This is a genomic window from Pseudomonas sp. GW821-FHT09E12 (genome assembly GCF_059416085.1).
Genome location: NZ_JBWKOM010000004.1, coordinates 469,299 through 481,700, shown reverse-complemented (window position 1 = coordinate 481,700; position 12,402 = coordinate 469,299). Strand labels below are relative to the sequence as shown.

Here is a 12,402-nt window from a genome sequence, read left to right as displayed (position 1 = left end):
GGCGGAGTTTATCGGCTTTTTCAGCCAATCGCCCGCAAGTGCACGGCAAAACGCTCCGCCAGCCAATGCGCCGCCGGCCCCAGGGGTTCATCGCGGCGCCAGACCAGTTCCACCACCAGCGCCGGCGGGGTCCATTCGCTGGCCAACTCGACCATCTGGTTCTGATAGGCCGGATACTGCACCACATGCCGCGGCAGCCAGGCCCAGCCCAGGCCGCGCATCAGCAGCTCGGCCATCGCGTAGAAGCTGTCGGCGCGCCAGACTTGCGGGCTGACCTGCTCGCCACTGGGGTAAGTGCTCAACTGCGGGGAAATCAACAACTGTCGATGCCGCCCCAGTTGCTGGCGATCCACCTGTTTTTCGCCGGCCAACGGGTGCCCGACCGCGCACACCGTGACCATCTCGACGCTGCCCAGGGCCCGTCGCTCAAGGGCCTCGGACATCTGTTCATGGTGAAACAGCAAACCGAGGTCGGCCCGACGGTCCAGCAGCTTGCGCGCCACATCACCCTGGGCACTGCTGGCCAGTTGGACCTCAAGACTGGGGAAACGCTCGGACAACGCCTCAAGGCTATCGAGCACCGGCTGGAAAGGCATCGCCTCGTCCAGGGCCAGCCGCAAGCGCGCCTCCTCACCCCGCATCAACGCCAACGCCCGCCCGTTCAAGCGCTCGCATTGGCGCAGCACTTCCCGCGCCTCCGCAAGCAAGGCACGACCCGCCTCGGTGAGTTTCGGCTGGCGACCGCTGCTGCGCTCGAACAAGAGCACGCCGAGATCGGCCTCGAGCAGCGCAATCGCGCTGCTGACCGCCGATTGCGCCTTGTGCTGGTCACGGGCCACCGCGGAAAACGAACGTTGCTCGGCGACGCTGACGAACAGCCGCATCTGCTCCAGATTCCACTGCACATTCATAAGGCAACCCATCTTCAAAACAGATAGGTAATGACTTTACCCCATCTGCACAATCTCTAGAATGCCGACCTCATCAAGCAAGCCCAAACACGAGGACTCTCCCATGAACGCTTACACCTACCTGGCCATCGCCATCTGCGCCGAAGTGATCGCCACTGTTTCGATGAAAGCGGTCAAAGGCCTGAGTACTCCACTGCCGCTGCTGCTGATCATCGTCGGTTACGGCGTGGCCTTCTGGATGCTGACCCTGGTGGTGCGTACCGTGCCGGTGGGCGTGGCTTACGCGGTCTGGGCCGGCATGGGCATTGTCATGGTCAGCGTGGCCGCGCTGTTCCTCTACGGGCAGAAGCTGGATATCCCGGCAATGCTCGGCATGGCCCTGATCGTCCTGGGCGTGGTGGTGATCCAGCTGTTTTCCAAGACCGCCGGGCACTGATCCATGACCACTGCCGCAGGCCCTTCAAGAGCGCGACCGCTTCGCGCTCGATCGCAGCCTTCGGCAGCGGCTACACAAAGCGCCTCGCCAAGCGCGCCCCTACCAGTTTGATCGCCAACAAAGCCTGCGCGGCTCGAGCCTGTATACTGCGCCCCTAGTCTTGAACACTGAGGTCGCTGCATGCCATCCGTTATTTCCACCGACGTGCTGATTGTCGGCGCCGGAGTCGCCGGCCTCTGGCTGAACGCCCGCCTGCGTCGCCAGGGCTTTTCCACCGTGCTGGTGGAGAGCGCCAGCCTCGGCGGCGGACAAAGCGTCAAGTCTCAGGGAATCATTCACGGCGGCGCCAAGTACGCCCTGCACGGCGCCCTGACCGGCGCCTCGGAAGCCATCGCCGACATGCCGCGCCGCTGGCGCGAGGCCTTGGCCGGCAACGGCGAGCTGGATCTGTCCGGTGTGCGCCTGCTGTCCGAGGCCCATTACCTGTGGTCCCCCGGCACCCTGGCCGGCAACCTCACCAGCTTTTTCGCCAGCAAGGCCGTGCGTGGCCGTGTCGATCAGGTCAAGGGCGACCAGTTGCCGCCGGCCCTGCAGGACCGTCGCTTCAAGGGCAAGGTGTATCGCCTGGCCGAATTGGTGGTGGACGTGCCGAGCCTGATCGGGCGCCTGGCCGAATTGGGCGGCGATAGCCTGCTGGCCGGGCAGAAGATCGAACCCCTGCTGGAAAACGGGCAATTGCTGGGCCTGCGGGTCGATGAGCGGGAAATCCGCGCGCAACGCATCGTGCTCAGCGCCGGCGTCGGCAATGCCGAGCTGCTGAGCAGCCTCGGCCTGAGCCAGCCGGCCATGCAACGCCGGCCGTTGCACATGGTGATCGTCAAGGGCCCGAGCCTGAAACCGCTGTACGCCCACTGCCTGGGCGGCGGGCCGAAGCCACGGATCACCGTGACCACCCACCCGGCGGCCGACGGCCAGTGGGTCTGGTATCTCGGCGGCGACATCGCCGAAGCCGAAGGCGTGGCGCGCGAGCCGGCGGCGCAGATCGTGGCCGCCCAGAAAGAACTCGGCAACCTGTTGCCATGGGTCGATCTCAGCCAGGCGCAATGGGCCACCCTGCGGGTGGACCGCGCCGAGCCCGCGCAGTCGGGCCTGACCCGTCCGGACAATGCCTTTCTCGCCGAACAGGACCGCCTGCTGGTCGGCTGGCCGACCAAGCTGGCCCTGGCCCCGGACTTCGCCGACCGGGTGTTCGCCGCCCTCGAGCGCGACGGTATCAAGCCGGGCCCCGCGACTGCGTTGCCGACGCTGCCCAAACCCGCCATCGCCCAACCGGCCTGGGAGCAACTGCTGCCATGAGCCAAGCGACCCTGCACGACCTGCATCGCCCCTTCGGCAGCACCGGGCTGCTGGTCTCCCCACTGGGCCTGGGCACCGTGAAGCTCGGGCGCGACCAAGGGGTGAAGTACCCCAACGGCTTCCAGATTCCGGATGACGCCGAAGCCCGCATGCTGCTCAAGCTGACCCGCGACCTGGGCATCAACCTGATCGACACCGCGCCGGCCTATGGCCGCAGCGAGGAGCGCCTGGGCCCGCTGCTGCGCGGGCAACGCCAGGACTGGGTGATTGTCAGCAAGGTCGGCGAAGAGTTCGAAAACGGCCTGTCGCGCCACGACTTCAGTGCCGCGCATACCCGCCTGTCGGTGGAGCGCAGCCTGCAGCGCCTGGAAACCGACTTCATCGACCTGGTGCTGGTGCATTCCGACGGCAATGACCTGCACATCCTTGAGCAGTGCGAGGTGTACCAGACGCTGGCCGAGCTCAAGCAGGAAGGCAAGATCCGTGGCTTTGGCCTCTCCGGGAAAACCGTCGAGGGCGGCCTCAAGGCCCTGGAGCAAGGGGACTGCGCCATGGTCACCTACAATCTGAACGAACAGAACGAGCGAGCCGTCATCGATTACGCCGCAGCCCACGGCAAGGGCATTCTGGTGAAAAAAGCCCTGGCCAGCGGCCATGTGTGCCTGAGCCCCGGTGTCGACCCGGTACGCGCCAGCTTCGAACTGCTGTTCGATCAACCGGGCGTCGCCAGTGCTATTGTCGGGACCATCAATCCGTTGCACCTGGCCCATAATGTCGCCACTGTCGCGCAGGTGTTGCGCAAGAACTGATGCCGCCCACGCGGCCGACCCCGACGCAAGAAGGAGCCGACATGCCGCGTACGCTCATAAGAAAGAACCCCAGCAACTTCAAGACCCTGCCGCTGTTCGTCGAAGCGACGCCCGAAGGCCTCAGCTACCAGAGCGTCGGCATGCCGCTGAACTTTGCGCAGACCCTGCAGCGCCGGCGCCCGGTTGCGGTGGCCGACGCCGAGCGCTTCGCCCTGGAGCTGGCCAACCTCGGCGTCTCGGTACGCCTGACCCTCCATTGGCAGAACCGCGACTATTGGGTGCTGGTGCGCCAGCGCCGGCAGGATCGCGGCGACGTGGTGCTCAAGCTGATTTCCGGCTACGTCCCGGCCCATGAGCTGAACCTGCCGCTGCATACCGCCATCCAGGAAATCGCCGAAGAATGCCTGCTGGAAACCCCGGAAGGCTGGCTCGGCGGGCGCTTCAACGACACCTGGCTGCCAGCGCCCTACTCGGCGGCCCTGCATTATCGCGAAGCCCTGCCCTTTCGCCTGACGCCGCTGTCGGGCGCGGCACGCCCGGTGCGTTGCGCCAACCTGCAGTTGCTGGAACGGCCGCGAGCTTATGTGCATCTGCCCACCGCATCACTGCAGCTGATTTATGACCTGCGCCTGGACGTGCCGAAAGAGGCCAAGTCCCTGAGCCTGTTCCATGTCGACGAACGCCTGGAGGGCGACCAGTTGGTGGCGCGCCTGGATCGCAAGCGCCCGGACCTGTACCTGATGCCACTCAAGGACGGTCAGCCCTGCGCCGAGCTCTATACGTTGAAGAAGGATCAGTTGCACCCGGCGAGCACCCGCGGCCTGTATCTGGCCGAAAGCTTCGCCCGGCAGCAAGGCTGGCTGGTGCGTGACGAGCGGATTCGCTGGAAGGACTGGCTGAAGCAGCAGGGATTGAGCGCGCCGGAGAAGGACTCCAAACTCCAGCGTCTTACCGGCAAGGCACGGCAGATATTGCGCAAGATGGTACCGAGCAAGACCAGCCGGCAACGTTGAGCGCTTCACCGCCCACTCCAGCTTTCGCGAAAGTGGGCGGATTGGCGGCAAGCCTTATTCGGTCTTGCGGATCTTCTCGACTATGGCCGTGGTGGAACTGTTCTCCACCAGGCCCAGCACCTTCACCACACCGCCATAAGCCTTGACGATATCGGCGCCGACCACCTGGTCGACCGAGTAATCTCCGCCTTTGACCAGCACGTCCGGCTTGACCTGGGCCAGCAGGTTTTCCGGCGTACCCTCGGGGAAACTGATGACCCAGTCCACCGCGCCCAGGCCGGCCAGTACCGCCATACGCCGGTCGACGCTGTTGATCGGACGGCCCGGCCCTTTCAGGCGGCTGACCGAGGCATCGTCGTTGATCGCCACGATCAGGCGATCGCCCTGGGCCCGCGCCTGCTCGAGGTAGGTCACATGGCCGGCGTGGAGGATGTCGAAACAGCCGTTGGTGAAGACGATCTTCTCTTTGTGCGCACGCGCATCGTCGATCGCCAGCAGCAGCTGGTCGAGGCTCAGCACACCGCGCTCGGAACCTTCTTCACGCTGGATCGCGCGACGCAGCTCCGGTGCGCTGATGGCCGCGGTACCCAGCTTGCCGACCACGATGCCGGCGGCCAGATTGGCCAGGGCCACTGCATGCGGCAGCTCTTCACCCGCCGCGATTGCCGCCGCCAGGGTGGAAATCACGGTATCGCCGGCACCGGTGACGTCGAACACTTCACGGGCCCGGGCTGGCAAGTGCAGCGCCGGGTGATCGGGACGCAGCAGGGTCATGCCGTGTTCGCCACGGGTCACCAGCAAGGCGCCCAGCTCCAGGTCGTGCATCAGCTTGGCGCCTTTGCTGACCAGGTCGTGCTCGTCGATGCAACCGCCGACTATGGTTTCGAACTCGCTGAGGTTCGGGGTGATCAGGCTGGCGCCGCGGTAAATCGAAAAGTCCTTGCCTTTCGGGTCCGCCAGCACCGGGATGCCACGGGCACGCGCGGCCTGGATCAGCGCCTGATGATTCCTCAGGGCTCCCTTGCCGTAGTCGGACAACACCAGCACCTTGATGCCGTCCAGCAACCGCTCGACTTCAGCGCCCAACGCCAGGGCGTCGGTGGCGAAAGGTTCTTCGAAATCGATACGCAGCAGTTGCTGGTGCCGGCTCATGACCCGCAGCTTGACGATGGTCGGCTGGTGGGCAATACGTTGGAACAAGGCGCGGACGCCCGCCCCCTCAAGACTGTTGGAGAGACTGTCGGCAGCCTCGTCGTCGCCGGTGACGCCAACCAGCGAGGCCGGTGCGCCGAGCGCGGCAATGTTCAAGGCAACGTTCGCGGCACCGCCCGGGCGGTCCTCGATTTGCTCGACCTTGACTACCGGTACCGGCGCCTCAGGGGAAATCCGTGAGGTACCACCATGCCAGTAACGGTCGAGCATGACATCGCCGACCACCAAGACAGGGGCTTGATCGAATCGCGGCATGGACAACTTCATGGAGCAACCCACATACAAAATGAACAGGGGCGCGATATTAACACAGGGTGAACGCTGCCTAGTTCTACCGCTGCACGAGTATTCGCGATCGACCCAAACTGTTCATTTATTGAGCAAAAGCGCCATGAGCCGGTCTGTCGTGCAGGCCAGTCCAACCGTTTCGGTATCGATCTCGCAGTCAGGATCCAGTGGCGCTTCATAGGGGCTGTCGAGCCCGGTGAAGTCCCGGATACGCCCTTCGCTCGCCGCCTGATAGAGGCCTTTGGGATCGCGTCGGGCACAGACAGCGAACGCAGTGCTCACGTACACCTCGAGAAATTCGTCCGCCGCGAACAAGGCCCGGGCAGCGGCGCGCTCCGCGCGAAACGGTGATATCGCCGAAACGATCACGATCAACCCCGCCTCCACCATCAACCTCGCCACCTCGGCCAGGCGCCGGATATTTTCCTTGCGCGCCTCGGCGTCCATGCCCAGGTCACGACACAGGCCGCCGCGCACGTTGTCGCCATCGAGGACAAAGGTATGCAGGCCCTGCCCGTTCAACCGCAACTCCAGCAGGTTGGCCAGGGTCGATTTGCCGGCGCCGGACAAACCGGTCAGCCAGATACAGCGCGGGCGTTGCTGTTTGAGCGCCGCCCGCTCGATCGCGGTCAGGGACAGGCTGCAGGGGCGGATGTCCGGTTGTGGGCAACGCGGTGGCAAGGGCTCATTCATAGCCGAGTAACTCGTAGTCGCGCTGGTAGGCCCGACGCACCAACCGCCGGGTGCGCACCGTGCAGAAGTCCCGGGCGGGCGCCTCGCTCCGTTGCCGCGATTCATTGAGATGCGGCAGAGCCCTGCTCACGCCCAGATGCTCGCTGAGCAACTGATAGTCGCGCTGCAGGTGCTCCTGATAGCCGATGAAATCCATGTCCAGGCGCCCCATGGAGTCCACCAGAAAATCGGTCTGTGGGGCGAAGTGCAGCTGCTTGTGGATATTTTCCGGGTGCAGCCAGCGACCGACAAAATCGTCGAAATCGCGATAGTGGCTGACCAGCCGCTGGGCGGCCTGGTCGCGACGACTGAGCTCGTTGCCACGCAGGAAGGCATAGGCCGAATAGGCCCGCTCCAGGGGATCGCGGACCACGGCGAACTTGAAACTGCTGGCGAATTGCAGGGGAAACTGTTGCTCGTACCAGTACAGGGGCAGATGGCCGGGCGTCCAGCCGTCGAACAATGCCGAACACAGGCTGCTCCCCGCGCACTTGGGCACATGGATGAACACACAACCGCGCTGACGGAATGGCGCCGGAAAACGGACGTTGGCGGACATGGCCTTGTTCACCACCTGCCGGTCCACCACCGACAGGCGCCCAAGCAAAAACGCCCGTTGCGACTTGGGCAATAACTTCCACAGATAACGTTGCAGCATTCCAGTACCCGCGCGACGGGGTTGGCCCCCTCGATTTAGTCGACGATTGAGGCTGGAACCATAACAAGCACGAGGCGCTGGATTATTTAGGCTTGGTCAAGACTGTAAGGGGCGGGATACAAAGACCGCCGGCGCATTGCACGCCGGGGCTGTTCCAGGGTGGGCAGTGCCCACCCGGGCGTTGGCTCAGGCAATGCCTTCGGAGGCAGGCTCGTCCAGGCCCATGGCATGCAGACGCGAGTAGTAGCCGTTCTGCGCCAGCAGGTCGACATGAGTACCGCGCTCGACGATCCGCCCCTGATCCATGACCAGAATCAGGTCGGCCTTCTCGATGGTCGACAGGCGGTGTGCGATCACCAGGGTGGTGCGCCCCTTCATCACCTTGTCCAGGGCCGCCTGGATATGCCGCTCGGATTCGGTATCCAGGGCCGAGGTGGCTTCGTCGAGAATCAGCAACGGCGCATTCTTCAACAGGGCCCGGGCAATCGCCAGACGCTGGCGCTGACCGCCGGAGAGCAGCACACCGTTCTCGCCGACCTGGGTGTCCAGGCCTTCGGGCAACTGCGAAATGAAGTCCATGGCATAGGCATCCGTCGCCGCCTTCTCGATGTCTTCCCGCGGCGCCCCGGCCAGGTCGCCATAAGCAATGTTGGCGGCCACGCTGTCGTTGAACAGGGTCACATGCTGGGTCACCTGGGCCACATGCCGGCGCAGGTTGCGCAGGCGGTAATCCTCGATCTCCACGTCATCGAGGAGAATCTGCCCCGTTTCGTGGTGATAGAAGCGCGGAATCAGGCTGGCCAGGGTCGACTTGCCGCTGCCGGAGCGGCCGACCAGCGCGATCATCTGCCCGGGAGCCGCACAGAAGCTGATGTCCTTCAGCACTTCCCGGTCGGTGCCCGGATAGGTGAAGCTCAGGTTGCGCACGTCCAGGCGCCCCTCGATGCGCTCACGCTCGATCTGTCCCCGATCGACTTCAGGCTCGACGTCCAGCTGTTCGAAGATGCTTTCCGCGCCCGCCACGCCTTTCTGGATGGTCGAACTGACTTCCGAGAGCTGGCGAATCGGCTTGGGCAGCAGGCCCGCCGCGGTGATGTAGGCCACCAGGTCGCCCGCGGTGGCATCGCCACGCAGGAACAGCACCAGGAACATCAGCACCGCCATGGCGGAGTAGATCACCAACTGCAGCATCGGCGTGTAGACCGCACCGGTCTTGGTCATGCGCAGCTGTTTATCGGTGTTGCTCTGGCTGGCGTCGACGAAACGCTGCTGCTCGTAGCTTTCGCCACCGAAGCTGCGAACCACGCGATAGCCTTGAATGGTCTCGGAGGCCACATGGGTCACATCGCCCATCGCCACCTGGATCTTCTTGCTCTGCTTGCGGAATTTCTTGCTGGTGCTGCCGACCATGATCGCAATCAACGGCAGGATCGCCAGCATCACCAGGGTCAGCTTCCAGTTCATCCACAACAGGTAGACGAACAGGAACACTACCGTCAGGCCTTCGCGAATCACCACCTTGATGGCGTCGGTGGCGGCACCGGTGACCATGGTGACGTTGAAGGTGATGCGGGAAATCAGATGCCCGGAGTTATGGGTATCGAAATAGCGGTTCGGCAGGACCAGCAGCTTGTTGAACAGCTCGACCCGCAGGTCATGCACCAGCCCCAGGGAAACCTTCGCCAGGTAATAGTTGCCGAGGAAAGAGCCGAGCCCCTGCCACGCCGCGATCAGGATGATCAGCAGCGGCACCGCCATCAATAGCTGCAAGTCGCGCAGATAGGGAACGTTGGGGAAGAGCACCGCTTCGGGATTGCTCAAGCCGTCGACGAAATATTTGAGAATGCCCGCCAGCATCGGCTGGGTGGATGCAAATATCACGAAGCCCACGATACTCAGCAGGAAAATGCCTATGTAGGGTTTTACATACCCCAACAGCCGAAAATAGATTTTCAGGCTGGAATCCTGTTCCGCTTTGAGCGGTGCATCACTCATCGTCGAGCTCACTGTTTAGGAGGAACGCGGGATTTTATCACAGCCTGTGTGACCGCCCCGTGCCCAGACCAAAACAGTGGCCAGACCGATCGGCAGCCAACTGATGAACCATTCGGCGCGAGGGGTCCCCGTCAGGCTCGCAGCATCGAACTGCATGGCCAGGAAAGAGAACAGCCAGATCCCGATGACGCCCCGGCCATAAAGCGTTTCACGGGCGCGCCAGGCTTCGCGCAAGACGGCAAACCAGGCCACGATCCAGAGCAATAGCCCGGGGATACCCAGTTCAATGGCAATGTGGGTGAACAGGTTGTGGGCATGGTCGAATGTCAAACCGTCGACCAGCACGTCATAGCTCGAGCCCAGGCCGAGGCCCGTCCATGGATGTTCGGCGATCATCTGCAGGCTGGCCATCAGGATCTGCGGACGAAAGGAAACACCACGCGCCAGGACCAAAGGTTCGAGAAACCAGAATGCCGACATTGCCAGCAACAATGCCGCCGCCGCGAACATACGGCTGAGTCGGTCACGGCACCAGATCGGCATCGCCAACACGGTCAGGAACAGAGCCAGGGCAGCACCACGGCTCTGGCACAACACGACGAACGCGCCGAGCAGCGCCAACGCTACCAGCCATACCGCTTGAAGAGAACGAGTGCGCGGCATCCAATGCAGCAACCAGATAGCAGTGAGGCCAATGACATAACCGCCCAGGATCGGATGGCCCAACTCGCCCAGCCCTTCCAGGCGTCCCCACCAGACATTTCCATGAATCCAGTAGAACTGGATAATGGACAGTAAAGCCGTCACCGCAAGCCCTATGCCGCCCCACTGCATGACAGTAATCACCCGCTCCGGGCGGGCATTGGCGAAAATCGGGAAGAACAGCAGGAACACCGCGATGTACAGCAAGCGCTTGGTCTCGCGTGACGGGTCCGCCGCTTGCGTCCATGTCAGGCTGATCAGCCCCCATATCGCCAGTCCCAGCAATGCCAGGCCAAGCCAGCGCTGGGCACGCCACCATTCGATCAGACGCTCACGTGCGGACCAGGCCAGAATCATTGCCGGCAACCACAGGAAGGCCACCAGCCCCTGCTGGTAGATCTTGTTGGTGGGCGCCAGTGCGATGGCCAGCAAAAACCATAGCAACCCGATTGTCATCCATACTTGCGCCCAACGTGTGGCCTGCATCTATTCGCTCCTAAATGGTTCACCAGCCAAACCGGCATGGTTAAAACAACAACTTTTCGGCATCATTGCCCGTCACTGTGCCCGCCACTTCGACAAGGCTTCCTACGATGCAATGCTCCCGGCTTCCCCAAGCCACTTTGAATCAGATGATTGAAGGCGCCAGGATTCTGGAGGCCGACAGTTACGGCCCGAAAGTCTACCTGTTGCAGGATGGGAATATTCTGAAACTGTTCCGGCGCAAGCGTCTTTTTTCATCCGCCCTGTTTCGGCCCTATTCGACGCGCTTCATCGACAACGCCGCACGCCTGGAACAACTCGGCGTTCCCACGCTGCAGGTTCTGGACTTCTACCGCCTGGAACAACCCGGCATGACCGCGGTGCTTTACCGACCGCTGCCAGGCGAAACCCTGCGCCAGGTCGCCAGCAAGGAAGGCTTCGACTGGCAGCAGACCTTGCCGGCCCTGGTCGAGCTGATTCGTAGCCTGCATACCTCGGGGATCTACTTTCGCTCGCTGCACCTGGGCAACATCGTCATCACCCCGGATAACCGCTTCGGCCTGATCGACGTGGCCGATATGCGCTTCTTCCGCGGGCCACTGCCGCGCCATCTGGTCAAACGCAACCTGCAACACTTCGCCCGCTATATTGCCCGGGAGAAGCTGAATGGGAGCTTTCCGATACAAGCATTGGAACAGGCCCTACTTTCGGCATGACAGCAGGCTGGTGGCGGCCTGGCTGAAGCGCTGCCAGGCCAGGTCGGGGGCCAGAGCAGCGTACTGATCCGCCGCGATGCTCTGGGCGGGCAGGCCGAGGGCCTGAAGAATCGCCTCTTGCCAGGCGTCGATATCATTCACCGGCGCATAACGCCCGGTTTCAGCCAACTGCTCACGGAACACTGGCAAATCGCTGGTCAATACCGGCACACCGGACATCACTGCTTCCTGCAGGATTAGCCCCAGGCCCTCGTCCAGCGACGGGATGGCCACCCAGTCGAATGCCTTGTAAAGCATCGCCGCATGCTTCAGATGCCCAGGCAGCGAAACCTTGTCTTGCAGGCCCAGCCGGTTGATGCGGGCCTCGAGCGCTGCGCGATTCGAACCCTCGCCGATAATCACCAGACGCATCTCCGGTCGGCTCGCCAGGGCCTTGGCGAAGGCCTCCAACAGGCAAGCAAAACCCTTATCGTCCACCAGACGCCCGACCGCGCCGAATACCGGAGCATCGCCCGCGGGCAGGCCGAGGGTGGCCCGGGCCTCGGCACGCGGTAGCAGCCTTGCGTTGAACTCGTGCGGATTGAACGCGCTGCGCAAGGCCGTCACCGGCATCTGAAAATCGTATTCGAGGGATGAAGCCAGGGTCTGCGAAACAGCCGCGAGAGTCAGCTGCGAAGCGGGGAACTGCCGAAACAGCTGTTGATCCTTGCGGTGCAAGCGCGTGGAGCCGTGGATCACCACCACCGCACGCATGTGCGGCAATGACTTGAGGACCGGCAACAAGGTACGCGCCACCCCCAGGCCATCGAGCAACAACACCTGGGCATCGCTTTCCCGCAACGCCTTGCGAAAACTGGCCCGCAGCCAGGGTTCGAGCAAGCGCCAGAAATGCTTGCCCTTCAGCCGCGCCGACGACAGGTTCCACTCCCGGCATTCCCCCACTTCGGCAACGCATCCGGTGGACGAGCCTTGCAGCAGCCAGGTCTTGACCACAGTGCCTGGCTCGGCCTGAGAGAGGATCTGCTGGTGAACCTTGTGAACGGAGGCAAATGCACTGCCGCCTGCCCACATGATGTTGAGAATGCTCATTG

Annotated in this window: 12 protein-coding genes; 5 read left to right on the top strand and 7 right to left on the bottom strand. The window is 63.2% G+C overall.

The annotated features are described in order from the left end of the window. Positions 1 to 20: 20 nt before the first annotated feature. A complete protein-coding gene (locus AC07PQ_RS14090; RefSeq protein ID WP_162805206.1) occupies positions 21 to 905 on the bottom strand; it encodes a LysR family transcriptional regulator in 885 nt (294 codons plus the stop codon). 109 nt (positions 906 to 1,014) lie between these two features. On the opposite strand from AC07PQ_RS14090, the gene AC07PQ_RS14085 reads away from it, so the two are divergent. The 4 genes from AC07PQ_RS14085 to AC07PQ_RS14070 all read left to right on the top strand — a co-directional run bounded on the left by AC07PQ_RS14085 (position 1,015) and on the right by AC07PQ_RS14070 (position 4,525). Next, positions 1,015 to 1,347, top strand: coding sequence for a DMT family transporter (locus AC07PQ_RS14085; RefSeq protein ID WP_007921448.1), 333 nt, complete (start codon positions 1,015 to 1,017; stop codon positions 1,345 to 1,347). 180 nt (positions 1,348 to 1,527) lie between these two features. Further along, positions 1,528 to 2,703, top strand: coding sequence for an NAD(P)/FAD-dependent oxidoreductase (locus AC07PQ_RS14080; RefSeq protein ID WP_493185734.1), 1,176 nt, complete (start codon positions 1,528 to 1,530; stop codon positions 2,701 to 2,703). Then, a complete protein-coding gene (locus tag AC07PQ_RS14075) occupies positions 2,700 to 3,512 on the top strand; it encodes an aldo/keto reductase (RefSeq protein ID WP_053259403.1) in 813 nt (270 codons plus the stop codon). Before AC07PQ_RS14080 ends, AC07PQ_RS14075 begins: the two co-directional genes overlap by 4 nt. Positions 3,513 to 3,553: 41 nt before the next feature. Then, complete coding sequence (locus AC07PQ_RS14070) at positions 3,554 to 4,525, top strand: metal ABC transporter ATPase (protein ID WP_274305346.1); 972 nt, start codon at positions 3,554 to 3,556, stop codon at positions 4,523 to 4,525. A 54-nt stretch (positions 4,526 to 4,579) separates the two neighbouring features. On the opposite strand, the gene hldE is transcribed toward AC07PQ_RS14070, so the two are convergent. The 5 genes from hldE to AC07PQ_RS14045 form a co-directional block, all read right to left on the bottom strand. After that, positions 4,580 to 6,004 carry a bifunctional D-glycero-beta-D-manno-heptose-7-phosphate kinase/D-glycero-beta-D-manno-heptose 1-phosphate adenylyltransferase HldE gene (gene hldE / locus AC07PQ_RS14065; RefSeq protein ID WP_493185733.1) on the bottom strand — a complete coding sequence of 475 codons (1,425 nt, stop codon included), beginning with the start codon at positions 6,002 to 6,004 and terminating at the stop codon, positions 4,580 to 4,582. Positions 6,005 to 6,106: 102 nt separating this feature from the next. Next, the gene (gene cysC / locus AC07PQ_RS14060; protein ID WP_493185732.1) at positions 6,107 to 6,718 is read right to left on the bottom strand and encodes an adenylyl-sulfate kinase; all 612 of its coding nucleotides are present in this window, start codon (positions 6,716 to 6,718) and stop codon (positions 6,107 to 6,109) included. Then, entirely contained in the window at positions 6,711 to 7,415 is a 705-nt protein-coding gene (locus AC07PQ_RS14055) for a sulfotransferase family 2 domain-containing protein (protein ID WP_493185731.1), read from the bottom strand. The genes cysC and AC07PQ_RS14055 overlap by 8 nt, the downstream gene beginning before the upstream one ends. Positions 7,416 to 7,601: 186 nt before the next feature. Then, complete coding sequence (msbA, locus tag AC07PQ_RS14050; protein ID WP_007922170.1) at positions 7,602 to 9,410, bottom strand: lipid A export permease/ATP-binding protein MsbA; 1,809 nt, start codon at positions 9,408 to 9,410, stop codon at positions 7,602 to 7,604. Between the two features lie 15 nt (positions 9,411 to 9,425). Next, complete coding sequence (locus AC07PQ_RS14045) at positions 9,426 to 10,598, bottom strand: O-antigen ligase family protein (RefSeq protein ID WP_493185730.1); 1,173 nt, start codon at positions 10,596 to 10,598, stop codon at positions 9,426 to 9,428. Positions 10,599 to 10,705: 107 nt separating this feature from the next. Here AC07PQ_RS14045 and AC07PQ_RS14040 point away from each other — a divergent pair, with 107 nt between their 5' ends. Beyond that, the gene (locus tag AC07PQ_RS14040) at positions 10,706 to 11,311 is read left to right on the top strand and encodes a BUD32 family EKC/KEOPS complex subunit (RefSeq protein WP_007922172.1); all 606 of its coding nucleotides are present in this window, start codon (positions 10,706 to 10,708) and stop codon (positions 11,309 to 11,311) included. Here the strand turns inward: AC07PQ_RS14040 and AC07PQ_RS14035 are convergent. Then, positions 11,297 to 12,400: a glycosyltransferase gene (locus tag AC07PQ_RS14035; RefSeq protein WP_493185729.1), complete on the bottom strand. Its 1,104-nt coding sequence runs from the start codon at positions 12,398 to 12,400 to the stop codon at positions 11,297 to 11,299. The genes AC07PQ_RS14040 and AC07PQ_RS14035 overlap by 15 nt on opposite strands. Positions 12,401 to 12,402 lie beyond the last annotated feature (2 nt).

Excerpts from the sequence above, each read along its gene's own strand:
- AC07PQ_RS14085 (WP_007921448.1), top strand. The coding sequence starts at position 1,015 with ATGAACGCTTACACCTACCTGGCCATCGCCATCTGCGCCGAAGTGATC.
- AC07PQ_RS14080 (WP_493185734.1), top strand. The coding sequence starts at position 1,528 with ATGCCATCCGTTATTTCCACCGACGTGCTGATTGTCGGCGCCGGAGTC.
- AC07PQ_RS14075 (WP_053259403.1), top strand. The coding sequence starts at position 2,700 with ATGAGCCAAGCGACCCTGCACGACCTGCATCGCCCCTTCGGCAGCACC.
- AC07PQ_RS14070 (WP_274305346.1), top strand. The coding sequence starts at position 3,554 with ATGCCGCGTACGCTCATAAGAAAGAACCCCAGCAACTTCAAGACCCTG.
- hldE (WP_493185733.1), bottom strand. The coding sequence starts at position 6,004 with ATGAAGTTGTCCATGCCGCGATTCGATCAAGCCCCTGTCTTGGTGGTC.
- cysC (WP_493185732.1), bottom strand. The coding sequence starts at position 6,718 with ATGAATGAGCCCTTGCCACCGCGTTGCCCACAACCGGACATCCGCCCC.
- AC07PQ_RS14055 (WP_493185731.1), bottom strand. The coding sequence starts at position 7,415 with ATGCTGCAACGTTATCTGTGGAAGTTATTGCCCAAGTCGCAACGGGCG.
- msbA (WP_007922170.1), bottom strand. The coding sequence starts at position 9,410 with ATGAGTGATGCACCGCTCAAAGCGGAACAGGATTCCAGCCTGAAAATC.
- AC07PQ_RS14045 (WP_493185730.1), bottom strand. The coding sequence starts at position 10,598 with ATGCAGGCCACACGTTGGGCGCAAGTATGGATGACAATCGGGTTGCTA.
- AC07PQ_RS14040 (WP_007922172.1), top strand. The coding sequence starts at position 10,706 with ATGCAATGCTCCCGGCTTCCCCAAGCCACTTTGAATCAGATGATTGAA.
- AC07PQ_RS14035 (WP_493185729.1), bottom strand. The coding sequence starts at position 12,400 with ATGAGCATTCTCAACATCATGTGGGCAGGCGGCAGTGCATTTGCCTCC.